17 protein-coding genes and 1 tRNA gene are annotated in these 24,839 nt (G+C 56.3%); 15 read left to right on the top strand and 3 right to left on the bottom strand.

The window, feature by feature from the left end; all coding sequences use genetic code 11:
* Window positions 1-189: 189 nt before the first annotated feature.
* Entirely contained in the window at window positions 190-1,548 is a 1,359-nt protein-coding gene (locus tag NB063_RS02285; RefSeq protein WP_250927109.1) for a DcaP family trimeric outer membrane transporter, read from the bottom strand.
* A gap of 585 nt (window positions 1,549-2,133) precedes the next feature.
* Here NB063_RS02285 and NB063_RS02280 point away from each other — a divergent pair.
* The 3 genes from NB063_RS02280 to NB063_RS02270 all read left to right on the top strand — a co-directional run bounded on the left by NB063_RS02280 (window position 2,134) and on the right by NB063_RS02270 (window position 7,136).
* Complete coding sequence (locus NB063_RS02280; RefSeq protein ID WP_250927108.1) at window positions 2,134-2,913, top strand: DUF4136 domain-containing protein; 780 nt, start codon at window positions 2,134-2,136, stop codon at window positions 2,911-2,913.
* 53 nt (window positions 2,914-2,966) lie between these two features.
* The gene (locus NB063_RS02275; protein ID WP_250927107.1) at window positions 2,967-4,832 is read left to right on the top strand and encodes a patatin-like phospholipase family protein; all 1,866 of its coding nucleotides are present in this window, start codon (window positions 2,967-2,969) and stop codon (window positions 4,830-4,832) included.
* Window positions 4,833-4,928: 96 nt separating this feature from the next.
* Entirely contained in the window at window positions 4,929-7,136 is a 2,208-nt protein-coding gene (locus NB063_RS02270; RefSeq protein ID WP_250927106.1) for a serine/threonine-protein kinase, read from the top strand.
* A 36-nt stretch (window positions 7,137-7,172) separates the two neighbouring features.
* Here NB063_RS02270 and NB063_RS02265 read toward each other — a convergent pair whose 3' ends face one another.
* Entirely contained in the window at window positions 7,173-7,445 is a 273-nt protein-coding gene (locus NB063_RS02265) for a hypothetical protein (protein ID WP_250927105.1), read from the bottom strand.
* Window positions 7,446-8,626: 1,181 nt separating this feature from the next.
* On the opposite strand from NB063_RS02265, the gene NB063_RS02260 reads away from it, so the two are divergent.
* The 6 genes from NB063_RS02260 (at window position 8,627) to NB063_RS02235 (ending at window position 14,689) form a co-directional block, all read left to right on the top strand.
* Window positions 8,627-8,845, top strand: coding sequence for a hypothetical protein (locus NB063_RS02260; protein WP_250927104.1), 219 nt, complete (start codon window positions 8,627-8,629; stop codon window positions 8,843-8,845).
* Window positions 8,846-8,856: 11 nt separating this feature from the next.
* Complete coding sequence (locus NB063_RS02255; protein WP_250927103.1) at window positions 8,857-11,118, top strand: DUF3987 domain-containing protein; 2,262 nt, start codon at window positions 8,857-8,859, stop codon at window positions 11,116-11,118.
* A 727-nt stretch (window positions 11,119-11,845) separates the two neighbouring features.
* Entirely contained in the window at window positions 11,846-12,340 is a 495-nt protein-coding gene (locus tag NB063_RS02250; RefSeq protein ID WP_250927102.1) for a DUF2924 domain-containing protein, read from the top strand.
* Window positions 12,337-13,875 (top strand): recombinase family protein, encoded by a 1,539-nt coding sequence (locus tag NB063_RS02245; RefSeq protein WP_250927101.1) that lies wholly within the window; start codon window positions 12,337-12,339, stop codon window positions 13,873-13,875. Before NB063_RS02250 ends, NB063_RS02245 begins: the two co-directional genes overlap by 4 nt.
* Window positions 13,872-14,291 (top strand): hypothetical protein, encoded by a 420-nt coding sequence (locus tag NB063_RS02240; RefSeq protein WP_250927100.1) that lies wholly within the window; start codon window positions 13,872-13,874, stop codon window positions 14,289-14,291. The genes NB063_RS02245 and NB063_RS02240 overlap by 4 nt, the downstream gene beginning before the upstream one ends.
* A gap of 143 nt (window positions 14,292-14,434) precedes the next feature.
* Window positions 14,435-14,689 carry a hypothetical protein gene (locus NB063_RS02235; protein ID WP_250927099.1) on the top strand — a complete coding sequence of 85 codons (255 nt, stop codon included), beginning with the start codon at window positions 14,435-14,437 and terminating at the stop codon, window positions 14,687-14,689.
* 404 nt (window positions 14,690-15,093) lie between these two features.
* On the opposite strand, the gene NB063_RS02230 is transcribed toward NB063_RS02235, so the two are convergent.
* Window positions 15,094-15,167, bottom strand: a tRNA-Arg gene (locus tag NB063_RS02230).
* 237 nt (window positions 15,168-15,404) lie between these two features.
* Here NB063_RS02230 and NB063_RS02225 point away from each other — a divergent pair.
* From NB063_RS02225 to gatB, 6 genes are all read left to right on the top strand, one after another.
* On the top strand, window positions 15,405-17,981 hold the full coding sequence (locus NB063_RS02225; RefSeq protein ID WP_250927098.1) for a type IA DNA topoisomerase: 2,577 nt from the start codon (window positions 15,405-15,407) through the stop codon (window positions 17,979-17,981).
* Between the two features lie 201 nt (window positions 17,982-18,182).
* The gene (locus tag NB063_RS02220) at window positions 18,183-19,190 is read left to right on the top strand and encodes an ABC transporter permease (protein WP_250927097.1); all 1,008 of its coding nucleotides are present in this window, start codon (window positions 18,183-18,185) and stop codon (window positions 19,188-19,190) included.
* Window positions 19,187-20,545 (top strand): hypothetical protein, encoded by a 1,359-nt coding sequence (locus NB063_RS02215; protein WP_250927096.1) that lies wholly within the window; start codon window positions 19,187-19,189, stop codon window positions 20,543-20,545. The genes NB063_RS02220 and NB063_RS02215 overlap by 4 nt, the downstream gene beginning before the upstream one ends.
* A gap of 124 nt (window positions 20,546-20,669) precedes the next feature.
* The gene (locus NB063_RS02210) at window positions 20,670-22,382 is read left to right on the top strand and encodes a serine/threonine protein kinase (protein WP_322975039.1); all 1,713 of its coding nucleotides are present in this window, start codon (window positions 20,670-20,672) and stop codon (window positions 22,380-22,382) included.
* The gene (locus tag NB063_RS02205; protein WP_250927094.1) at window positions 22,379-22,678 is read left to right on the top strand and encodes a hypothetical protein; all 300 of its coding nucleotides are present in this window, start codon (window positions 22,379-22,381) and stop codon (window positions 22,676-22,678) included. The genes NB063_RS02210 and NB063_RS02205 overlap by 4 nt, the downstream gene beginning before the upstream one ends.
* 181 nt (window positions 22,679-22,859) lie before the next feature.
* Window positions 22,860-24,356: an Asp-tRNA(Asn)/Glu-tRNA(Gln) amidotransferase subunit GatB gene (gene gatB, locus NB063_RS02200; RefSeq protein ID WP_250927093.1), complete on the top strand. Its 1,497-nt coding sequence runs from the start codon at window positions 22,860-22,862 to the stop codon at window positions 24,354-24,356.
* Window positions 24,357-24,839: the final 483 nt, after the last annotated feature.

Raw genomic sequence — 24,839 nt, 5'->3', positions numbered from 1 at the left:
GCACCCCAGGCTGTAACATGTCATCGCTCCGCGATTATGAAAAGCGCAACTTCAAAACTTACGCGTCGGGTTATGATTCAATCAACAGCCTGCTGGAGGCATTGAATCTGGGCGGCAACGCCGACCTGTGATCTCGGTCGTCCACTGGATCCTTGTCGGGACAGATTCAACCATCGCACCGACGTGGGCTCACGGTAAGTCAAAAATGACCGCCGTCTGAATGCGATGTGCCGGCGCACTCGCGCGATCGACGTTTTCGCGTGTCCCATACAGATACTCGATCCCCACTTTCACACGCTCCAGCGGACTCCAGATTAGGTTGGCGGCCAAGTAAGTTGTGCGATGCACATCGTCGGGGTCCTGAAACGCCGTATTGTCAAGGCTGTTTTCGGCATACGTCAAGTTGGAACTTAGGTCGTCGTTCCAATCCTGCGTATACCCGACCATCCAACCAAACAACGGCAGCAAATCACCTTGGTCGACCGCCGTCGGTGCCGCATCGGGCAAACCACGGTAACTGCCAATGCCCTCGCCGAACACGATTTGAGAATAGACCTTGCTGCGCTCGGTCAGGAGGATGCTGCCGGCAAAGTTGAAGCCCCAGGCGTCGCGCGTGAGAACCTCCGCGCCGGTTGGCTGAAATCCGACGACGCGGTAAAGCCCGGCGGCTTGAAATCTCAACAAGTCCGTCTTCAGCCGCAGGTGTCCTACGAAGTCAGGTGATTGACTGCGTGGATCGCCGGTGACCCCGACGGGTGGTTCGATGTTGAACTGAGTGTCCTCGATCGCCAATGCCAGTGTCAGGTCATCACCGAGCAGGGGCTGAGTCCAGCGGGCTTGAGCCTGCCGCCGGTTCACGCTGGACACGGAGCCCTCAAAATCGAGAGTGGCTGGGGCTGACGCAACATCCGTGAAGGTGGTCCATGTTTGTCCGACCAGCAGCGAGCCCACCTCGCCGTACGCATGCCGTAGGCGATACTGATTCCCGTCGCCGAAAAAGTCTCCTTCAACAAAAATCCGAATCGTATGCTCATCGGATACCCAGCGTGTATCAAAGCTTAATCGCGTCTGTCTGGCGTGAAATCGTGCGTTTGTCCGCGGTGGAGCCCCGACCGGTATGCTTGTCGTGACAAAGGAGTCCGTCGAATCAATCGGGGCGAAGTCATAGATGAAATCCGCTTTCACGAAGCCGCCAATCTTCATGGCAATGTTTTCACCAGCGACGATCACTCCGTTGGCGAAGTCAGGAGCCGAATACAGGTCGAGGCCCACTGCAAGCCGTTCTGGGCTGGTGAAAGCCTGCGTGAGTAGCGAGGAACGTCCACGAACACTTAGGTCCAGTGGTGCAGCGACAGTTTGAAGGAATGACGCCACCGCGATGGTCGGCTGATCCGTCATCGATGTGTCGATATCGTCGTCAGCAATCATGCCAACGGGTAAGTCAACGGGTAAGTCGGTGGCGGGCGCGGGAAACTGACCCTGAGCGCCGCTCGTTAGCAACAGCCAGAGCATGGCCGTTGCCATGACACCATTGTTGTGAAAGGGCATCTCGGTCCCTCCACGGCGTTGGCAAGTGAATTGCAGTTAAATCGTCTCGGACAGAGTGGCCTGAAGACGTTAAGAGATGGTTCCTTGAGTCTGTTATCGCCTTTCGTCGAGTAAAAATTTAACGATTTTAACGATTGCGAGGCATTTCGACACAATGCATACCCTGTGAACAGAGCGGCTGCTGTTCAGTTTGCCATGGCCCCAACTCATCTTCATCGCCCGACCCAAACTTCAATAAACATTCGCTCCACCAAACGTCGCGATGATTCCGCGCTCCGCCAATCTGTCGGTCATAGGGATCTGAGCGACTGGAAATCACTCATTTATCACTCGTTCTTAGCGATGCTCGGAGCCAGCCAGGCTCGTAAAGTGGGGTAACGGTGCAGTGTCACCGTTGGCCTGAGACAACGCGGGAAATCGTTTCCGCCAACGTACCAATGATCGATTGCCAATCCATGCGTTTTGAACTGAACCATCGAAACACGTCCCGGAAAAGTGACAACGGAAACGAATCTCGTCAACGTCCGTAGCAACTTCAATGGAACGACACAAAGATGCATCGACACAATCAAATTGGAGTCAAACATGATTGCGAACACCCCTGTCGAGGCGATCACTCAGTTCGGAGTCATGTTGGCCTTCGGCATCATCGTGATCGTGATGTTCGCAGTATTTGCGTCCGGAACGTCGATCGGCCGATTTTTGCTTCCGCGAGCGGTCACCGACGTGGTGTCGAAACTCTTGCCGCAATCGTTTATCACGGACGCCGAAGCTACGGCTACCGGTGATTTTATATTGCAGGTAAGCGGGACGCAGCGATTAACGAGCGTGCATGTGCACCGAGGTGTTGAGATGACGATCGCTTGGGCCTATGACGAATCAATCGAGTTCCCCCAAACGGGAACTTATGCTTTCAGCAGTTTTCAGCACAATCTTAAAGCGAACTCCGCATTGAAACCGCAGAAAGTCAAGGCTCGTATCGAGAAAGCACTCGCGGACACTTTGACGTCAAAGCAGTTTCAGACATCCGAAACGGGCGCTGCCGATATCGGGATCAGCGTATTTGGAGCGTTGGAAAAGGAGGTGTCGTTGCAGGCCATCACAGAAACTTTCGATCGGCCTGACGACGACGAGTGGCGAGAAGCCATCCATACGGCGATGACACACGGGCGTGACGAAGAAGTAACGACCTTGGGTCGCGGGTCTCTCGTGCTTGACATCGTCGATTCGCGAACGAAAGAGGTGCTTTGGAGAGCGGCAGCCATTTCAAACATGTTGGTGGACGTCAGCGATACCGAGAAAGAGCGTCGTATGGGTGTCGCGGTCAGTGAAATGTTACGACGTTTCCCCCCAAGTCGTGTCTGAGGAATTTTCAATGCCATCGCATGTTCGCGTGAGAGAAACAAGAGGAATCATGAATGGAGAACGATAGCGAGGGAGCGTACGATGAACGGATCATCGTCGAACTGAAGCGACTGCCCTGGTGCCAGGGTTTAAGTGAATCAGCCATCGCTGACATGGCGGCGGTGGGCGAGTATGTCCATTTGAAAGAAGGCGATATCGTTCATCTCGCCGATCAAACATTGACCTCAGTCTTCTTTGTCGTCGATGGACGCCTGCTGGCATCCGTCATGGATCGGTTCGGCAACTGCGTGCTCGAACGTCCGTTGACCCGAGGCTCAGTACACGGATTGCTTTCGATCGCACAGCCCGATAAAGCAAGCACAAACGTGGTCGCGACCGAGCCAACCACAGGAATCCGGCTAGGTATTGAATCGCTCGCCAAACTCGCGGGCACGCACCCTGACTTGCAGATGAATCTTTATCGGCTGGCCGGCAACATCGCTCGTCAGATCGTGATGGTCGATCGGACCAAGGATCAACCGTCGCGGGTCAGCATCGTTCATGAGTCTCCAGCCAGCCGTCGCCTGACGCCTGCGTTATTAAAACGACTGAAGCAAATGGAAGAGTCGCCATGTGTGCTGGGAGATGACCGTGAATGGGAACCCATCGAAGACGTCCCATTTCGATTGTTATTCGCCGATGGAAAACTGATCAGCGAACAAGAACGTCAATCGCAGTTGAATGAGTGGTCGGATTCTGATCGAATCTTTGTCGACCTGGATGCCCATCATGAGCAAGTCCATCTGGTTCGCTTGATGAGCGCGGCGGACCGGGTGTTGTGGTGTGTCCAACCCAGTGACGCTCACGCCGCTCTGCAAACCATCAAATCGCTGCAGTCTTTGGTAGCCGGTTGGCGTGAAAAAATCTGCTTGGTTTGGTTGCTCGACGGCGAAACGACAATCCCGCCCTATTTCCCCGAAGTCGCTGATCTCGTTGAACGCGATTTCAAACTCTCATTTTCGCAGCCCGCACCGAATCAAGGAGGACTCCTGCCAGCGGGAGTGGAGCGGATCGTTCACCATCTTCGTGGGATTCAAATCGGAATTGCTCTTGGCGGTGGTGCCGCGCGCGGCATGGCTCATTTGGGCGTCTTGAAAGTGCTTGAGGACAACGGCATCTACGTCGACATGATGGCGGGCACAAGTGCCGGTGCAATGTCAGGGACACTCTACGCGTCTGGCATGAGCGTCGATTACACAATCGAAAGTTTCAAGAAAGACTTGCGACTACCGTGGTACTTTCGATGTTTGCCAGGCGGTAGTTATTGGTACTTGTTGTTCAAATACAGAAGACGCCAATTCGGCCCCATGCTGAAAAAGTATCTAGGAGATGCGCGGCTCGAACAATTACCGCTTCCGATGTGTACCGTGACCGTCGATTTAGTTCGCGGTGGGCCAGTCGTTAGAGAAACCGGCGACGCGACGCAATGTATTCTCGAAAGCATCAACATACCTGGTTTTTCGGTGCCAATCGTTGGCAATGGCGAGGCCTTGATCGACGGTGGAATCGTCAACAACATTCCAGCGGACGTCTTGGTCGGGAAAGGATGTAACTTTGTGATCGCCTCGAGTGTAACGGCCAAGTTAGAAAAGGAATTTGCGGGGATCTGTGCTGACCCACCCGGTAAGAAGCGAAAGTCGCTTTCGGTGTTGAACGTTCTGATGCGAGCCAGCATGGTGCAAAACTTCAACATGAACTCGGTAGGAATTCAGCCTGCCGATTTCATCATCGAACCTGATGTGACAGCATTTGATCTATCCGAATTTGAGCGCACCGATGAATTAGCTGCGGTAGGTGAAAGAACAACAAGTGAGGTGCTGGAGATGTTAAAGCAACAACTGGCCAAGTTGGATAGCAAGTTGTTTCCGTGGGGATCGTAGCAGAACGAATCGACTGTTGGTCGCGATTTGTCTATCCGATCCTGCTGGCGTTTGTGCTGGGACATTCCTTCCTGTTTTGATAACCATGAGTCCCCCATGAGCCAAGATTCCTCCTTAAACCAGTCCCGTGTTTCGCGATTGCGATCGGCTACCGGATCAGTACTGACCCAAAATCTACTCTCGCCAAAGCGAATGTGGCTCGGACCGGCTCTAACCGCCATTGTGATTGCGGTCGTTGGATGGATGGCGCATCGATCGGTTGAGGACTCGGTCAAGACAAACGTTGCCGAACAACTTCAAGCGTTGCTCAGCGCAGATCTGGCCACACTGGAATTCTGGTTTGAGGAACGGCGCATCGACGCGCGCTCCATGGCGAGAATGAAACGCGTCAGTGAGTCGGTCGCGGAGTTGGCCGAAATCGGAAAAGAGTCCACTCCGGAAGAGGTCTCCGCTGCGTTGTTGACCAGCGATGCGATGGGTGAACTTCGGGAACGGATGCGGCCTCTGCTTGAGTCAGGCCGCATCGAAGGATTTGTCGTGATCGACCAGAGCGGCATAGTGATCGGCCGGGATCAGAACACGGCGGCTGGAGACACGTCCCTTGTCGAACGATTTCAACCTGTCCTGGCACCCGTCTTTGCAGGAAAGACTGTCATCATCCCACCGTTCCCAAGCGTGCTACCGCAAGTCGATCGGGATGGATCCATGCGAGCCGGTGTGCCAAACATGGCCGTGGCGAGCCCCGTCAAGTCCGTCGACGGAGACCCGATCGCCGCACTTTGCTTGACGTTGAATCCCGCGAAGGAATTCACCAAAATTCTGCGAGTGGCGCGTTACGGGAAGAGCGGTGAAACCTACGCCTTCAATGCGGAAGGGTTGATGATCACCGGCAGCCGATTCGATGACGAATTGAAGAAGATCGGTCTGCTTGCAGACGACGAACAGACGCGTTCGGTACTGAATGTTCGCATTCGCGATCCAGGTGTCGACCTCACCCGGGGAAACAGACCGACACTCCGCGGACCGGAGCAGCCGCTGACTCGCATGGCGGCGGACGCAATCAGTGGAGGAGAAGGTGTCGATGTGGATGGCTACCGCGATTATCGCGGCGTCCGCGTGGTCGGCGCGTGGAAATGGTTGCCCCGAGAAAACATTGGGATCGCGACGGAAGTGGATGCCGCGGAAGCCTTTCGGCCGCTGTACGCTTTGCGCCGCGCGTTTGGAGCCTTGGCTGGTTTGCTGGGGTTAACCACGATTGGGCTTGCAGGGCTCGCCGTTTATGCTTCGCGATTGGAACTTCACGCCCGGCAGGCTGCACTCGAAGCGAAACGACTCGGCCAATATGCCCTCAGCGAAAAACTCGGTGCAGGTGGGATGGGTGTTGTTTACCGCGCTCACCATGACATGCTCCATCGGCCGACCGCTGTCAAGCTTCTGCATGTGGATAAGACCAACGAACAAGCGATCGCTCGGTTTGAACGCGAGGTGCAACTGACAAGCCAACTGACGCATCCGAACACGATCGCGATCTACGATTACGGCCGCACTCCCGAAGGCATCTTCTACTACGCGATGGAGTATCTGGACGGAATCTCGCTGCACGATCTGGTCGACCGTTTTGGGCCGCTGCCTGAGGATCGCGTCAATCACATTTTGCGACAGCTCTGTGGCTCTCTCTCAGAAGCTCATGGACTCGGGCTGATCCATCGTGACATCAAACCCGCCAATATCATGCTGACCAAATGCGGCGGCATGTGTGACTTTGTCAAGTTACTTGATTTCGGGTTGGTGAAGCCCCAAAACGCGGATCGCAATATGACGCTCGCCGGATCACTAACCGGAACGCCGCTCTATATGTCGCCCGAAGCCATCCAGCAAGAAGAACTTGACGCACGCAGCGATCTGTATGCAGTCGGAGCCGTGGGATACTTTCTGCTGACCGGCACGCCGGTGTTCGATGGCAAGAGTATCGTCGACATCTGCAAACAGCATCTCCAGGCGACGCCACAACGTCCATCCGAGCGATTAGACAAACCGATCAATGAACAGTTGGAGGAGTTCATCCTGCGTTGTTTGGCCAAACGCCCCGAGGAGCGCCCGGCGAGCGCCGAACTCTGCGAGGAAGAATTATTGCGTTGCCCATCGGCGAGTCGCTGGACACAGGTGCAAGCCAAAGCATGGTGGGCAAAACATTTGAAAGAAGACCCGTTCGTTGGCGACACCACAACCGACACCAAAGCTGATGCACATGACGTCACCGCGACGATCGATGTTACCATCGACGCGCAAGAGCCCACCGAATAGGAAGTTTATCTTCTGCTCGTCTCGTTGCTGCACAGGCTATGGGATGTCGATCCTCACGGCGGACTTCCGCTCTTTCGCACCCAAAGAGTCGGTGCTGTTAGGGGGCAATCGCCTCCTTGCCAACCAAACATTCGCGACGCCGCCGTGGCCGCAAGCTTCTTTCCGAGTATGCCGCGGAGACTTCATCAAGGGTCGCTCGGCATCGTAGACCACTGCATTCCGTTCTTCCGCTGGTTGCCATGTTCGGGCGATCGTTGAGAAAGCCAATGCGAGGAAATCCATGTCGCAGACACTGTTGCTGCCTGCCATCAACGATTCATCGCAACGAGTTTTCTAAATTTTGACGGAATCTGGGGATCGAGGCGGACCGTTTGCATAAGTAACCCTGAGGGAGCCATTGTTTTCGGTCCGTCGGCTAAAGATCCACAGAAAGAAAATCGGCACCAACGCCGCGTGCTTGACGGCTTTTTCACGGGACGCTTTTTTTGCTGCGCAATTTTGCTGGCGAACGGATTATGTGACTACTGGAGCCGCACTGTTTCGTCAGCTGGATTGCCAACCGGGTAGGTCTGTTTCAGGTGCGATTGCTTCATTTTGCAGAAAAAGTGGTTCATGCCCTCGCGTGTTCGCCTAAGTAACCCAGGAGGGCAGTCTAATGCGGCGATGGAAGTGTTCTCGAAAACTATCGATGGCACGCACCTCCGATGAATTGCATAGCTAAGAAAGGGAGGCTCTTGTTTTCCCGACCAGCATTTTGGCCAAACTCCAGCTGCGGCTGAGCACGTTCTGACAAACGCGGCATAGGTAACTGGGGAGGGCCAATGTATGCGGTCGACAGAACTTTCGAGAAATCGAGATCGTGGCTTCGTCAATTCGGCCCGCGCGTCGGTGGGTTCACAATTTGCGACAGTGAGCTTCGTTCTGTATTTCAAAGTGCCGACTATTTTTGCATTGTTTTGAGATTGTCAACGCTGGTTCTGACGGCGTCTGAAAATCCCAGAGCCGGGTACGCGACGGCGAGATTGAGACCGTGTTTTCCTTAATTTTCGTTCGTTTCCGATGTCGCTGACTGCTTTGCCGTGAGCCAATCCATGCCAAGACAGGTTCGGATCAACGCGGGTCGGTCGGGCCGTCGAAAGCTGCTTCCATTTCCATTTCGAGCGTGTTTTGCCGAGTCAATTCGGTTTCGGGTTAGAGTCTCCGACGTCGTCAATCCAGCCGAAACTGTTGTTTGACAAACCGCGTTCAATTTCCATAATCCCAATTGCTCGAACACCGAGCCACTCAGCCAACCAACCAGCAACCGACCGAGCCAACAAGCTCCTCGCCCGCCTGCGAATCATTGCGGCGAGCTTCTTTTGAATCTGCCACTCGCGCCCGCATCGGGCGATGACTTCGCAGTTTTTGGTCCCTCTCTCTTTCTGGGCTTCGCCGCCTCCCCGTTGCTGGGCAATCGCTGCGAAGTCCTTCCACATGCTGCAAGGAAAGCTATGTCACAACCTCCGTTGCTACTGACCGTCGGCGAGATCGCCCGACGGTTGGACACCAAGATTCACCGCATCGAATACATCATTCGATCAAGACGAATCGAAGCAACCGGCTGTGCCGGTCACGCTCGCGTCTTCTCGCAGGCCAGCCTCGATCACATCGCCAGCAAACTGAGCCGCATGGATGCGGATCGCCACCCTTCCACTCGCTCCAACGGTTGAGGAACAATCGAATGACGAAACAAACCCACGCCACGGCCGCAAATCCGATTCGGGATGCGGCGTATCGGTACATCGACGCGGGATATCGCGTGCTGCCGGCCGATGCACGACGCAAGTTCCCAACGCTCGCGTCCTACAAGCAGTATCGCAACAAACCGCCAACCGAAAAACAAAACGACACTTGGTTCTCGTCAGCCGATGCAATTTGCATTTTGACCGGCGGGGTGTCCGGAAGTTTGGAAGTGCTCGATTTCGATCAGGCCGGCCGAGCGTTTGACGCTTGGTGCGATCAGGTAGAAGAGCATGACCCGCGTTTGTTGCAGCGATTGGTGGTTCAGAAATCGCGATCAGGCGGACGGCATGTGTTCTTCCGCAACGAGCTACTTACGCCGAAGAGCGGCGTACATGCCCGAACGGTTACACCTGAGGTCGATGGCAAAACGGTCCTGATCGAATCGCTTGGCGAGGGCAGCTTGGTGATGTGCGATCCGTCTCCGGGCTACGTCGTCCTGCAAGGCGACCTAACCAAGGTACCGGTGATGTCGGTCGACGAGCGGGCGATCTTGGTCGACGCGGCTTGTTCGCTCAACGAAGTGAAGCCGACCCAAGGAGACGCACCGACGACCAAGACCACGAGCGACGGAACCCAGCCCGGCGACGATTTCAGCGAGCGTGGTGATGTTGCCGCGATCCTGACGAGGCATGGTTGGCGATTGATTCGCGATGGCAACAACCAGCAATGGTGCAGGCCAGGGAAAGCCACCGGTTGCAGCGCAACGTTGAAAGACGGCGTGTTCTTCGTTTTCACTTCCAACGCTTCGCCGTTTGAACCCAACAAGTCGTACTCGCCGTTTGCAGTTTTCGCGTTGCTCGAACACGGCGGCGATTTCTCCGCGGCGACGAGGCAGCTTGCCAGCGAAGGTTACGGGAAAGCAAAGGACAACGACGTCAATCTATCGAGCTTTCTCGATGGCCTCTCCGGTGCGACCAAGCCGAAGGCGAAGCCACCCGCGGAGCCCGAACTTCCCGACCCCGGTCCGGTTCCTGAGTCGTTGTTGCAGGTTCCCGGCTTCGTCAGCAACGTCATGTCGCACTGCCTCGACACGGCTCCGTACCCGAATCCAACACTCGCATTCGCCGGTGCGATCGCGTTGCTAGCCACTTTGGCCGGTCGCAAGGTCCGCGATCCCGGCGACAACCGAACGAACCTTTACTTGCTGGGGCTGGCCCATTCGGCCGAGGGTAAAGACTGGCCACGAAAGTTGAACGTTCAGATACTGCACCAAGTCGGTTTGGCAGACTGCATCGGTGAACGATTCGCATCAGGCGAAGGGATTCAGGATGCGTTGCATTTAACACCTTCAATGTTATTTCAAACAGACGAGGTCGATGGCATGTTGCAGTCGATCAAGAAGTCCAATGACGCGCGTTACGAGAACGTGCTATCAACGCTGCTGACGATGTACTCATCCGCGAACACGGTCTATCCGATGCGTCGTAAGGCTGGCAAGGAATCACCGGGAACCATCGACCAACCTTCGTTGGTGGTTTTCGGGACCGCGATCCCGAACCACTACTACGCAGCACTTTCCGAGCGAATGCTGACCAACGGATTCTTCGCTCGCATGATGATTCTGGAATGCGGCCAACGGGGTGAGGGCCAAGAACCAAAGATCGCCGAAGTGCCCGACACGATCATCGACGTGGCCAGGTGGTGGGCGGACTACAAACCCGGCGGCGGCAACCTGGGGACATGGCATCCACGACCGAGAATTGTGCCACACGATGATACCGCCAAAGGGATCCTTGTCGAAGCGAGACTGCACGCCGAGCGTGAGTACGCCAAGGCGGAGCGCAAGAACGATTCGGTGAGCACCACGGTTTGGGGCCGTGTCAACGAACAGACTCGCAAGCTGGCGTTGTTGTACGCGATCAGTGCGAACCACGAATCGCCGGTAATTGACGAACCGGCGGCGAAGTGGGCCATGACATTGGTCGATCACTTGACCCAGAGAATGTTGTTCATGGCTTCGTCACACGTCGCCGAGAGCCCGTTTGCAACCGATTGCTTGAAGGTGTTTGCCAAAATTCGCAAAGAGGACAACCTGAAGATCGGTCACAGCAAGTTACTCAAGGCGATGGCGATGGAGGCGGTGCTCTTCAAGAAGCTGATTGCAACTCTGGTGGAACGCGGTGACATCATCGCCGAGCAAGAAACGACCGCCGGACGAACCGGGACGTTGTACCGATTGAACCGTGTCCAGCAAGACTGAGTCGGAAAGAACGTTGGTTTCGGAAAGAAGTCCTCCGCCGATGGGCCGCCGGCAATCGGAAAGAAGCAGAAAGAACGGAAAGAAGTCAGAAAGAAGATTGATTGAAAAAGAACATAAATAACACACTTCTCTCTCTTCTTTCCCTCTTTCCCTTCCCCCTCCCCTCGCAACCAATTTCCGGCGTCTGTGCGTGCGTGTGCGACATGGGCCGGAAAGAAGAAAGAAGTTCTTCCGCCGGTTGGTCATCTAATGCTGCAACTATCGGTCACGAAGACGAGGGCCATCGACAGGAATCGAACGGGTCCTCCCGGCGGATCTTTTTCATGACAGGGCCACCGGAACAGCCACGCTATTAGGCACAGTTTGTTTCGCTTGTCCGAACGAAATCTCAACCCAAAAACCACCCAACCATCTCCCCAAACAACGACCCGCCCATGGAAGCTCTATGCCAACGCCGATGACCATCGGTGCCCTCAATCCCCCGAGTTTGGATGCTCACAAAAGTCGAATCTTCATCGCCTTCACCCCAGTCCCGCCAACTCCAAATCGCCACTTGTTTGGCCGACGCGATCATCAACTTGCGAGCGTTGTCGCGAGTCTCCCTGCAAAAAACTGAGACTTCTTCCGAAAGTTGCCAACGTTCGGTTGACTCTGCCGCGAACTCATGGCTCTGTGTCACACCGCCGAACGTCTCGGCGGAAGAAACACACCAACGCAGGAGTCCCAAATGAAGCTCAACGTTGCCAAGGAGGTCGCTCGATTGCAGAAGATGACCTGTGGCGAACTACGCGATCAATTCGCCACTGTCACTGGCGAAACGACCAACGCGAAGAATCGCAAATGGCTGGTCCGCCGAATCGTGTGGCGGATGCAGGCGAATGTCGAAGGCGGTCTTTCGGCGGACGCGATCAATCGCATCCGTCAACTGGCCGACGGAGCGGACTTACGAGTCACTTCGCCGGCCACCCGGCGTCTCTCAAACGATGCCGCCAAACGCACCCGAGTCCTCCCGACCGGCGTGCAATCGTCGGCAACACCGCTGCCGGGAACGCTGATCACACGCGTCTACAAGGGCCGCGAGATTCGGGTTCGCGTCACAGCCGGTGGCTTTGAATTTGAAGGCGAGCTGTTTCGTTCGCTTTCGGCCGTCGCCAAACACATCACCGGGTCGCACTGGAGCGGCAACCGGTTCTTCAAACTTGATCAACAGGAATCCAAATGATGAAAGATCCAAAGAAGACGGTGCGATGTGCGATCTACACACGCAAGAGCACCGAAGAGGGACTCGAGCAAGAATACAGTTCTCTCGATGCCCAGCGTGATGCTGCTGAGGCCTATGTCGCTTCGCAAAAACACGAAGGCTGGGATGTTATACCAAAGTCGTACGATGACGGCGGTTTCACCGGCAGCAACATGGAACGACCGGCATTGAAGCGATTGCTCGCCGACATCGTGGCCGGTGAAATTGACTGTGTGATCGTTTACAAAGTCGACCGACTCAGCCGATCGCTGCTCGACTTCACCAAGATCGTGGAGGCGTTCGACCAGCACGGTGTCTCGTTCGTCAGCGTCACGCAGCAGTTCAACACATCAACGTCGATGGGCCGGCTAGTGCTCAATGTGCTGTTGTCGTTTGCCCAGTTTGAACGAGAAATGATCAGCGAGCGAATTCGCGACAAGGTGGCTGCCTCACGCCGCCGCGGCAAATGGTCCGGTGGAATGCCGCTGCTGGGCTACACGGTCGAGAATACCAAATTGGTCGTCGACGAAACCGAAGCCGACCGCGTTCGACAGATTTTTGGTCTGTATATCGAACATCGCTCACTGCTGCCGGTCGTCAAAGAACTTCGACAACGCGGTTGGACGACCAAACAGTGGGTGACGAAGAAGGGCGACCATCGAGGCGGCCGAGCTTTCACGAAGAACGCGGTTTACAAGTTGCTAACCAACGTCACCTACATCGGCAAGATTCGATACAAGGATGAAACACACCAGGGCGAGCATGATGGCATCGTGCCGCTCGACTTGTTTCGCCGCGTGCTGAATCAACTCAAGGCTAACGGTCAATCCGGCGGCACAGGTGTCCGCAACAAACACAATGCATTGCTCAAAGGCCTGATCTGGTGCAAAGCCTGTGGCCGCCCCATGACCCACTCGTACAGTTGCAAGGGAAGCAAGCGATATCGCTACTACGTCTGCGGTACCGCGATGCAAGAGGGCTGGGCGAAATGTCCGGCTCCATCGGTGCCAGCAGGCGAAATCGAACGCTTTGTTGTCGAACAAATTCAAACCATCGGCACCGACGAAGACATGCTCAACCAAACAATCGAGCAAATCGAGTCGCGATCCAATCAGCTTCGGACAAATCTCGAGGCGGAACGCAAATCGCTGCAACGGCAACTTCGCAACGATCATGAAAAGTTACGAGCGATCGCCGCCAACGTGGCAAACAATGGCCGAGTCGCTGGCTTGCCTGAACTGCAAGCACGAATCGACTCCGCCGAAGATCGCCTGAAAGCCATCGCCAGCGAAATACAGTCTCTCGAAGACCAGGCCATTGAAAACACGGATGTCCGGCGACTGCTTTCTGGCTTCGAAGAACTTTGGCAAACGATTCAGCCCCGTGAACAAGTCCGCCTTACCGCACTGCTCGTTGACCGCGTCGACTTCGATGGGGTCGCGGGCAACGTCGGCATCACGTTCCACGACACCGGCATGCAAAGCCTGACCGCCGAAAGCATGGAGGTGCCCGCATGAACGCCAAGCTCACCATCAACAAATCGTTCCACGTTCAAGTTCGGCGCAACGGCAGCAAGTCGCTCGCCGACGGCAAGGCCCCTGACAAGCCGCTCGGGCGAATCCCACGGATCACGCGGTTGCTGGCCCTGGCCCATCGCTGCCGCGATCTCGTCCGCGACAGCGTCATCATCAACCAAAGCGAACTGGCCCACTACGGCCAAATCTCCACCACCCGCATGTCCCAGATTATGTGGCTCGACAATTTGGCTCCGGACATCCAAGACGCTATCCTCGCCCTACCGCGAACCGTCCAAGGTCGCGACGCGATCCTAGAACGCGAAGTCCGCCCCATCGCCAAAACGCTCGACTGGGAACAGCAACGTTCCATGTGGGCGGATCTTCGGAAGCGGCTCCCCAAAACCGATCCCACCTGACCGAGGACTGGTCACCAACCCCAAACACTTTCCAAACTTCGCCCTTACGCCGCCACGTTCGCCCAAAGTCGCGGCTTTTTTCGTTTGCGGACGGTTCGTCGATCTATCGCTCTATTCGTGGGACGGCGTGGTACAATATCGGCATGAACGCTATCCAACTTTTTGATCGAATCCTAGATCCCGTCACTGACGCCTTCACACCTGAAGTCGCTCGTCGCGTTGTGGATTTGAAAGCCGACGCGGAGATGCAAAGCCGCATCGACGAGCTTGCAACCAAATCGAGCGATGGCAGTCTCACTGAAGAAGAAGTTGCGGAATACAAGAGTTTCGTGGACGTCATTGACCTGATTTCGGTGCTCCAAGCCAAATCGCAGCGTGTTCTGAACGCTGCTCGGTAGCATGGACAAGGCAACGCGAGAAATCATAATCGAGCGTGTAAACAACGCGTGCGAGTACTGTCGACTTCCCCAGTCTGCACAACCATTCGCATCTTTTCACACTACGTGGCATCAGCGGCTGTTAACCCGAGCATGATTTCTTTCGTCTGGCTCGCAGGGGCCGAAGCATCCGGCGAATGAACTTAGAGCGCTGCCAAAAGGCGAGAGCGCGATAGTCTCGGCGGAGAGTCGTCAACTTTCGGTTGAGAGGGCTCACCGGTACCGGCCAACAAGAGACCCCCGAGAGTCTCGGGAAGCCGCGAACACCGTAAAAACCAGGCGTTTTTCGCGGCAAAAACAAAGCCGTCACATTCGGCACTCTTTGCGAACTTGCGTGGCAGCATCAGTTCGCAGATTGCAAAGAGTACACCCGGAGGGATTCGAACCCCCAACCCTCGGTTCCGAAGACCGATGCGCTATCCAGTTGCGCCACGGGTGCACGTGGTTTGTTGTGACGATTAGTCGGCTGCCTCGACGTTGGGAGACTCGCCTTTCGTCAGTTCTTATGATGGACTTTTTTGGCTCTCGCGGCAAGGGTGCTGCTCGAGAACACGACCGGAACTTGTGTCTTCGTGGTCCGTTCGCTCCGGTTTGCCGGATTGGGTAAGCCATGTACATTTGGTGACGATGGCGTGTTTTCTTCCCAAAACGGAGCGGGGATTATGCCGGCCACTCGATGGCTTGGCAAGCGGGGATTGGGAACACGCGGACGTGGCGTTCATGGTCCAGATACAAAGGGATTGCGGTGAAGGTGATTCTGGCGGAAAAGCCTTCTGTCGCTCGTGATTTGGCGTCGTTTTTGAAAGCGTCGGATCGTCGCGATGGGTATTTCGAAGGCAATGGCTATCAAGTGACTTGGGCGTTCGGCCATTTGGTCGAACTGAAGGAGCCCGGCGATTATGACCCATCGCTCAAACGCTGGACGCTCGAGTCGCTGCCCTTTATTCCCGAAAAGTTTCAATTGCGACTTCGCGGTGATGATGGGGCGAAGAAGCAATTTGCGGTGATCAAGCGATTGTTTCGCGACGCCGACTCACTGATTTGTGCGACGGACGCCGGGCGTGAGGGCGAGTTGATCTTTCGCTATATCCTCACGCTTACCGCGTGCACGAAGAAACCGGCGGAGCGGTTGTGGCTGAGTTCATTGACGCCGACTGCGATTTCGGCCGCGTTTCGTTCGCTCCGTCCGCTATCGGACTTCGACAATCTGTACGCCGCGGCGCGGTGCCGGAGCCAAGCGGATTGGGTCGTCGGTCTCAACGCGACTCGCAATTACACGGTCCGCTACCGCGGTGGAGTGAGCAGGGGCAGGTCAGGCCACGATGATGCGGGACGCGGCACTGCAGGTCGGAGTGCCTCGGGTTTGTTATGGAGTTTGGGGCGGGTGCAAACTCCGGTGCTCGCGATGATCGTTCGCCGCGATGATGAGATCCGTACGTTTCGCCCCGAACCCTTTTGGGAATTATTGACGAAGTACCGCGAGGTTCAGTTTCGTCATACCGGCAAACGTTTCGACAAAGAGGACGACGCCAATGCGAAGCTCAAGATTGCCGCCACTCATCCACTGGAGGTTCAAAAGGTCGCCAGCAAGGCTGAGAAATCTCAACCGCCACAGCTTTATGATTTGACCGAGTTGCAACGAGACATGAGTCGTCGCTACGGCATCTCAGCGGCTGATACGTTGGCCGCCGCCCAATCGCTCTACGAAGCCAAGCTGATTACGTACCCGCGAACCGATTCGCAGTACCTCAGCAAAGACATGCGGAAGGATATCCCGGTTGTGATGGAGCAACTTCGCTCTCTCAAACCGAAAGAGATCGGCAAACTTGATTTGAAAGCGTTGCCGTTCACCGCCCGCATCGTCAACGACGCCAAAGTGTCCGACCACCATGCCGTCATCCCGACGGGAGCAACGGCCGGGGTGCTCCGCGATCGCGAACAGAAGGTTTATGACGCCATTGTGGTTCGTTTCATCGCGGCGTTCTATCCACCGTGTGAAAAAGAAATTACGACGGTAGATGCGAAAGCTGGCGAGGTTGATTTTAGGGCTCGCGGCGTGCGAGTTGTCGTGCCGGGGTGGACGGAGTTGTATCCACGCAAAGCCAAACGTGGCAAGGATGCGGACGAACAGCAAGTGTTGCCGGAATTCAAACCAGGCGAAACAGGGCCACACAAACCTTTTGTGAAGGCGGGCGAGACTTCACCGCCCAAACATTTCACCGAGAACACGTTGCTCGGTGCGATGGACACGGCGGGGAGGCTGGTCGACGAAGCGGAACTGCGTGAAGCCTTGAAGGAGAAAGGGTTGGGAACCCCCGCGACACGTGCGGCCACTATCGAAACGTTACTGAATCGTAAATACATCGCTCGCGAGAAGAAAAACGTTGTCGCCACCGATCTGGGTCGATATCTCGTCGCAATCGTACGTGATCGCAACTTGACTTCGCCGGAATTGACTGGCGAATGGGAAGCCAAGCTGAAACAGATCGAAGCCGGAAAATTGTCGGCCGATGTGTTTATGCATGAGATCGCCGAATACACCCGTGGGATCATCGAACACAGCGATTCGATGTCGATCGATCACAAGATCTACGGTCCATGCCCGCGATGCGGCGAACCGGTGATCGCGGGAAAGAAAGCGTTCGGGTGTTCGGGCTGGCGAAAGGGATGTCAGTTCGTGCTGCAGCCGACTTATCGGGGCGTGGACTTGTCGATGGCGCAGGTTCGCGAACTGCTGCAGCTCGGCGTAACGACTTCTCCCGTGGTGATCGATGACGGTTATCCATTTTTGTTGGCGATGTCGAACCCGGGCGTTACCGTCGAGATCCCGATACCACAGGGCAACGAACAAGACGGGGCGGCCCCACCGTCGACTTCCACACCGTCCGGAAAATCAGGCGGTTCGCAGGCAAAAGGATCACGCAGCAAGGACGCAGGTCAAAACGACTCGACGAGAGCGACGGCCAAAGCGGAGGGTGGCGGAGCGGCAAGCGAAAAGCCACTCGGCGTTTGTCCATTGTGCGGGAGCCCGGTGACCGAACAATCGAAATCGTATAGCTGTACTCGGTGGCGGGACGGTTGTGGGTTGACGATTTGGAAAACGATGTCTGGCAAAAAGATCTCGATGACGAACGCGAAGAAATTGCTCAAAGGTGGCGAGACTCCAGTGATCAAAGGTTTCCGCTCGAAGGCGGGGAAGCTGTTTGATGCCAAGTTAAAGCTGGTCGATGGCAAGATTCGTTTCATTTTCTAAGTCGCTCCCGCCCGTCCTTAACGAACTCGATCCGCGGTTTTCATCGTTGAGACCGCGAAACAGACGCACGAGGCAAACTAGAAACCGTGTTTTGCCATTCGCCGAGCAAGATGACGACTATGGGGTAAACGTCTTTGCGATAGAATTATCTGCGGAACGCTTTCTCCCCATCTCCCCATCTCCCCATCTCCCCATCTCCCCATGAAGCGACTGCTCACTCTTTTTGGTCCGATGCTCGCCTTGTTGATCGTGGTAATTGTATTCGCGGCGGCGGAATGGATTACGGGGACAGAAGGGAATTTTTCGTCGATCTCGTCGGCCCGGTTGGTGGGCGTGCAGAGCGTGAAGATCGGCATCGCCGCATTGGGCATGACGTTGATCATCATCAGTGGCGGTATCGACTTATCCGCCGGAACCGCAGCGGCCATGTGTGGCTGTGTTGCGGCGGTGGCGTTGGACAGCGGTTACTCGATTCAAACGGCGATCGTGGCGGCGGTGTTGTCTGGGGCCGCGTGCGGTTTGTTCAACGGTGTTCTGATTGCCTCATTAAAGCTGGTGCCGTTCATCATCACACTCGGTTCGATGACGATTTTCATGGGGTTCGGGAAATTCTTGTGCGATCAGGGCGGCACGATCACGCCGCCGCGCGAGACCATCCCCGATTGGCTGCGATCGATGGTGACGCAGTATCCCGATCCGATGTGGATTCCGTATTTGTATCCGTTGCCCAATTTCGGTTGGGGCGTGTGGCTGACGCTGGCCCTCTCGATCGTGGTCGCGGTGGTGTTGCACAAGACGGTGTTCGGTCGTCACGTGTTTGCGATCGGTTCGAGCGAGGCGACGGCGCGGTTATGCGGCGTGCGGGTCACTCGGACGAAGATTCTCGTTTACGTGATCGCGGGTGCGCTGTTCGGGTTGGCCGGATGTGTCGATATCGCGAGGCTGGAAAAAGGTGACGCGACGGCGGGCATGGGCTTGGAACTGGAAATCATCGCGGCGGTCGTGATCGGTGGCGGATCGTTGTTGGGCGGCCGGGGAAGTATCGTCGGAACATTGTGCGGGGTCTTGATCATGGGCGTGATCAATCTCGGTTGCACGGCCTTGGAGCTCGAAAATCAAGTTGAAAACATTCTGCTCGGGGTGATCATTATTGGGGCGGTCTATGTCGATCGCCTGCGCAGCATGCAGTTCTCGGGAGGCTCCTCATGACGCAAAAGAATCAACGATGGGTCGGTGCGATCTTTTGGGTCGTGGTGATCGTCGCCGGGACATCTTGGATGCTCGGCGGAGGCAACGCTGATGACGAAGCCCGAGCCGCCACATCGCAACGCGAAAGTCCCGCTGAGCTGATGCTCGGATCGCTGTGGACGCGGCAAGCGTCGTTTGCGATCGCGGATCCGACGGGAATCGTTCGGGTCGGCGATGTGGTGTTTGCTCCGAATGCGAAGGATTCCCAGACGGCGGGTTCCGATGCTACCGATGACAACGCGCCGGATGCGTGGCGGGAGATCGGATACGTCACCTCGGTTCGGCAGCACGACGATTCCGACAATCAGTTGACGGTAACGGTGTTTGAGTCGGACGCTTGGTCGACCGCGGCGGCGTTCACGGTTCATCGCAACAGCGGTCGTTTGGGAGACGTGCTGGCAACCATGGTGCCGCCCCAGAAGCGGGAAGAGTTGCAGCGGAAGTTGACGCTCGCGTTCGAGACTCACGCCGACGCGGTGGCTCGCGAAATTTTGCCATTGGTGGTCGAATCCGTCCAAGCCACCGTGCCGCTCATTGAGACGGCGTTGCGTGAAGCGATTGAGCGACACGATGAAGAGATTGATGCGCTCATATCGCGTTATCGCGAAGAGATCGTGCGTGAACGAATCGTGCCGCTGGTTCGCGAAGAGGTCTTGCCGATCGTGCAACGCCACGGCCAAGAACCCGCCGAATCAATCGGCCGGGAGGTTTGGAACAAAGCATCGTTGTGGCGATTCGGTTGGCGAGCGATCTACGACAAGTCACCGCTTCCCGAACGTGAATTGTTGGTCGAGGAATGGCGACGATTCGTCGACGAAGAGGTCATCCCGATTGTCGAGGAACATCTCGACGAGATCGCATTGGCGGTGGAAAATATTTTTAAAGACCTCGCCGCCAATGAGCGACTCCGAGAGGAGTTGTCGGCGGTGGTAGGAACGATCGCGGAAGATCCGGCTGCCCGTGATTTATTTCGTCAGATTCTTCGCGAGGCCATCGTCGACAACGATCGGATCCGAGAAGCGTGGACCGGGGTCTGGTCATCTCCGGAAGCGAAGGCGAGACTTCACCGGGCGGGCCAACGAATCGAGCCAATCCTTCGCGAGATCGGTGATGAACTGATGGGCACCCGTCGTGGTGGGATTGAACCGGGCTTTGCGAGGGTTTTGCGAAATCAAATTCTCGCCAAAGACCGAACTTGGATCACGATCACACCGGGTGAAGGAGATTTGACGGCGGGACAACCGATTCGTTTGCAAGAATCGAAACGATTCATGCCTTACCCGGTGGTGTATGTTGTGAAGAAGAATAATTTGTAGCGGTGCGGCCTGAGCCGACGTTTATTGATCGAAGCTGCCCCGCGATTCGGCCGCCGTTTGTGCCGCAGAACTGGAGCGTTCCGATCCCTTCGCTTTTCGTCTTCCCTCAACCCCTCGCCGACCTTTGACCCGCAGCCGACTCGGACCACTCGCTATTGAAACTCCGTTGGGTTCCAACCCGATGAGTAAGGATGCACGCGTGTGGCGGGCGATCCACGTATCGCTGCGTAAGAGCGTCGCCGTGCGAGTCTTTCACGTCGCCTTCGGTGGGACGTTGGAGTCTCGCACCCAGTTTGCGGAGGAATGGGCGCGGCTAAAGAAGCTCGACCATCCGGCAATTTGCAAGTGCTATGGCGGCGGGTTTGAAGACAGCGAAGCGTATCTGGCTCACGAGTTGATCGAAGGCCCGACGCTCGCGGACGAAATCTCGCGTCGGGGCCGGTTGCCTTGGGAAACCGTGCTCGATCTCGCCGAACCGATTACCGACGCACTCAGTTACCTTCACACCCGCGGGATCGTGCACGGTCGATTGGGGCCAGACAAGATCATCATCGCGGGTTTGAGTCCGGTCTTGATCGACGTTCGGGGCGAAGATGGCAGTGCTCCCTTTCGCGAGGGACCGTATCATTTCCAACGGCCGCCATCGCCCGAACAACTCAAACGTCGTCCACCGGAAGCCCCGGGACTGCACGACACCGTGACACCGCGCAGCGACTTGTACATGCTCGGTGCGTTGATGTATGAAGCGATCACGGGGGCGCCACCGATCAGCGGTTCCACGATCCAAGAAACGACCGCGAACCTGCAGTACCAAGAACCGACCACGGTGGCCTCGACGGTGATGGACACGCCCGTTTGGATGGACCGGTTGGTAATGCAATTGCTAGCGAAAGATCCGGCGGCGCGTCCCGTCTCCGCCGACGCGGTCAAGTTGCAGCTCGCCGAAGTTCGCCGTCGAGCGATGTCTCGCAGCGGTGTCGCTGAACATGCATCATCGGGATTCAGCCCACTGGCGGTGACGAATCAAGCGGACCGAGAAGAGGCCCGCGTGTTGCTGGGTAAGCACGCCAAAACGGATACCCCCGACCGCGTGATCGATGCCACGCCATGGCATGACAAAGCGTGGGTGCTGTTGCCGGTACTGGGTTTGTTGCTCGCGATGTTGGTCTGGGTGGCGTGGCCGCTGAATGAAGACAAGATGCGAGAGCGTGCCCAAGCGTTGCTTGATGAGGGCACGCGATCGTCGATGTCGCAGGCCAAGATCAGCTATCTCGAACCGATGGTGCACCAGTTTCCTGATGGGCAACACACCGCCTGGGCGTCCGAACAGATCGATCGTGTCGAGATGTTGGAAGCAGAACACGCGCTGACGGTGAAACTCAACCGTAACTTGCCGCTCAAGAACGAAGCGGAGCGGCTGTGCGCCGAAGCGATGAGGTATGAAACGTTCGGCGACAACGCGACTGCGGTCGACAAATACCAAAGTTTGATCACATTGCTCGGTGAAAAATCAACGGGCGAAAACGGCGACAAGTTTGACGAGTACCGACCGTTGGTGAATCTGGCGAGAAACAAGATCGCTCGCATTTCCGCGGCGGATACCGACCAAAGCGAAGCGGCGAGGATCATCTCGGCCAAAATGGATGAGGCAGACCAACTGTATCTTGAGGGGCGGACGATCGCGGCGAAAAAGATTTGGTACTCGATCGTCGAACTGTATGCCTCCAACGCGGCGGTCGCTCCCCTGGTCAAGACCGCTCAGGATCGACTCGCCGAAACATCCGCGAGCGGAAGTGGCGGAGCGATTCGGTTGGAGAAGCGGGAGCCGTCGCTGTGAGCGATTCTCCCCGACGCGGATTCGTGATCGCACCGGGAAAAGTGGTCCCGCGATATTTACGTGATCGCCAGGATCAACTCGCCGAGGCGGGCACGATTGAGAAGAGCAAATGGGCCGTGCTGACGGTGTTGTTCGTCGTCACAGGTGCGTTTGGAATGCCGTTGTTGTGGCGAAGCGACCGTTTTTCGCGGCTCGAAAAGTGTTTTTGGGGCGTGATCGTGCTCGCTTACACCGCCGCGTTGTTGTACGGCATGGTGATGGTGATTCGGTGGAGTGTCGGGGATGCCGTGAAGTAGCCGAATCGGTTATTTTGTGCATCGACACTGATTTTCGCGCGAGTTCTCTTCCGCCCCTGATCGCACGTACTGCCGACCGGGCTCGAGTCTCCGTCGCCACGATATCGAGTTCACCCACCCGCCTTCGCTGCGGTGCACGGTGACGACTCACGGCAAATCACAACACTGCAGCAGGAATCGCATGCCGACCACTCAACGACTCGCATTGAACAAATATCCCGTGACCGTGATCATCGGGTTGGAAGTTCACGTGCAATTGAAGACGAAGACGAAACTGTTCTGTGGCTGCACGACGCAGTTCGGCATGCCGGCCAACACCCAGGTTTGCCCGGTCTGCTTGGGCATGCCCGGTGCACTGCCGGTGATCAACCGCGAAGCAATCAAGCTTTCCGTCCGAACCGGGTTGGCGCTCAATTGTGATATCCCGCCGCTGACAAAATGGGACCGCAAGCAATACTTTTATCCCGATTTGCCGAAGGGTTATCAGATCAGTCAATTCGATCTGCCGATCTGTGCGGACGGATTCATCGAAATCGCCGACCCGGCGGATCCCGATAACACGCGGCGGATCGGAATCGTTCGTGCCCACCTCGAAGAAGACGCTGGAAAGAGCATGCACGACGAGTCGGCGGGCATTTCGGATTCCAAAATCGACCTCAACCGATGTGGCACGCCCCTGCTGGAAATCGTAAGCCAGCCCGACATCCGATCGGCGGACGAAGCCAAGGCCTGTTTGAATGAACTCAAACTGTTGCTCACGCACCTCGGCGTTTCCGATTGTGAGATGCAACAGGGCAGCCTCCGCGTCGACGCAAACGTCAACTTACACCTTGATGTCGACGGCAAAAAAGTGGCAACGCCGATCGTCGAGATCAAAAACCTCAACAGCTTCCGCAACGTCGGACGTGCACTCGATTACGAAGTCGAGCGACAACTGATCGCGTGGGAAGACACCGGACAAACGATCGACGACGCCCCCAAGCGGACCTTCGGCTGGGATGACGCGAGCGAGCGGACTTTCCCGCAACGCGAGAAAGAAGAATCCGCAGACTATCGATACTTCCCAGATCCGGACTTGCTGCCGGTGCGATTACCGCGTGAATATGTGGAAGAGATCGGCCAAACACTCGGCGAACTGCCGGCCGTCGCGCGAACTCGGTTGCAGGACCAGTATGACCTGAAATTGTATGACGCGGACGTGATCGTCAATCAAGGCCCTGACGTGATCGCCTACTTCGAAACCGCCGCAGCACGAAGTGGCGACGCTCGCAAAACCTCCGCGTGGATGATGCAAGACGTGATGCGGACGATGAAGGAACGCAACCTCGACGTGGGCGACTTCCCGATTCCCGCTGAACGCCTTGGCGCTCTGGTTCATCAAATCGTCGATGGCAAACTCGACAACGCTCGAGCGCGAGACGTCTTCGAATACTTGCTCGAACACGACGACAACGTTGACGCCGCCATGTCGGCACTTGGCATCGAGTCGGTCAACGAAGATGACCTCGTCGAACTGTGCCGGGAACTTCTTGCCGAGAACCCTCAAGTGATTACAGACGTCAAGGATGGCAAACAACAAGCAGTGGGTGCTCTGATCGGCAAGGCACGTGCCCGGAACCCGAACGCCAATCCCAAGGTCGTCCGACAAACGCTCTTGGACTTGATCGCGCAGGCATAGCCGCCTCCAAGTCTACTTTCCATCTCGGCATCCTTGATTGCGTCGGATGCCGAGTCGGTGGTTTGAGTCGCTCCACGGGTGCGACCAATCGACTCACCCACGACCGCAGCAAATCTGAGAAAGCGGCGACACAGCAAGCGTTTAGACGCCAACAACGCGCAAGATGATGCCGCTCATTTTGCACATGACCTTTTGTATCCCGGCAACAAGATTCGCCACCATTCTCGGTTTTTAATCCTAGTGGGTAGGCGCCCGGAACTGCTTTTCTCAAGGAAATCCTGCTTTCCCAAGCTTTCTTGGGGCAGAACGGTGCCGAGTTCAGGGTTGTCAATCATTCGCGAGTTCGAGACGAGATCGCGAGTCTGCGGGCCGACCCGCGTCTTCCGTTTCAATTGACATGAGTGCACCATTGAGGGAGAATCAGCCATCTATTCTTTCCGCAGGTAGCAACGTTTCCTCCCACCTAATTTGCGCAGCAACTCG

The sequence above is a fragment of the Aporhodopirellula aestuarii genome (genome assembly GCF_023701485.1).
GTDB lineage: Bacteria > Planctomycetota > Planctomycetia > Pirellulales > Pirellulaceae > Rhodopirellula > Rhodopirellula aestuarii.
This window is presented reverse-complemented; position numbering and strand designations above follow the sequence as displayed.

Coding starts and splice junctions, on each gene's coding strand:
- NB063_RS02285 (WP_250927109.1), bottom strand. CDS start 1,548: ATGCCCTTTCACAACAATGGTGTCATGGCAACGGCCATGCTCTGGCTG.
- NB063_RS02280 (WP_250927108.1), top strand. CDS start 2,134: ATGATTGCGAACACCCCTGTCGAGGCGATCACTCAGTTCGGAGTCATG.
- NB063_RS02275 (WP_250927107.1), top strand. CDS start 2,967: ATGGAGAACGATAGCGAGGGAGCGTACGATGAACGGATCATCGTCGAA.
- NB063_RS02270 (WP_250927106.1), top strand. CDS start 4,929: ATGAGCCAAGATTCCTCCTTAAACCAGTCCCGTGTTTCGCGATTGCGA.
- NB063_RS02265 (WP_250927105.1), bottom strand. CDS start 7,445: ATGGCAGGCAGCAACAGTGTCTGCGACATGGATTTCCTCGCATTGGCT.
- NB063_RS02260 (WP_250927104.1), top strand. CDS start 8,627: ATGTCACAACCTCCGTTGCTACTGACCGTCGGCGAGATCGCCCGACGG.
- NB063_RS02255 (WP_250927103.1), top strand. CDS start 8,857: ATGACGAAACAAACCCACGCCACGGCCGCAAATCCGATTCGGGATGCG.
- NB063_RS02250 (WP_250927102.1), top strand. CDS start 11,846: ATGAAGCTCAACGTTGCCAAGGAGGTCGCTCGATTGCAGAAGATGACC.
- NB063_RS02245 (WP_250927101.1), top strand. CDS start 12,337: ATGATGAAAGATCCAAAGAAGACGGTGCGATGTGCGATCTACACACGC.
- NB063_RS02240 (WP_250927100.1), top strand. CDS start 13,872: ATGAACGCCAAGCTCACCATCAACAAATCGTTCCACGTTCAAGTTCGG.
- NB063_RS02235 (WP_250927099.1), top strand. CDS start 14,435: ATGAACGCTATCCAACTTTTTGATCGAATCCTAGATCCCGTCACTGAC.
- NB063_RS02225 (WP_250927098.1), top strand. CDS start 15,405: ATGGCTTGGCAAGCGGGGATTGGGAACACGCGGACGTGGCGTTCATGG.
- NB063_RS02220 (WP_250927097.1), top strand. CDS start 18,183: ATGAAGCGACTGCTCACTCTTTTTGGTCCGATGCTCGCCTTGTTGATC.
- NB063_RS02215 (WP_250927096.1), top strand. CDS start 19,187: ATGACGCAAAAGAATCAACGATGGGTCGGTGCGATCTTTTGGGTCGTG.
- gatB (WP_250927093.1), top strand. CDS start 22,860: ATGCCGACCACTCAACGACTCGCATTGAACAAATATCCCGTGACCGTG.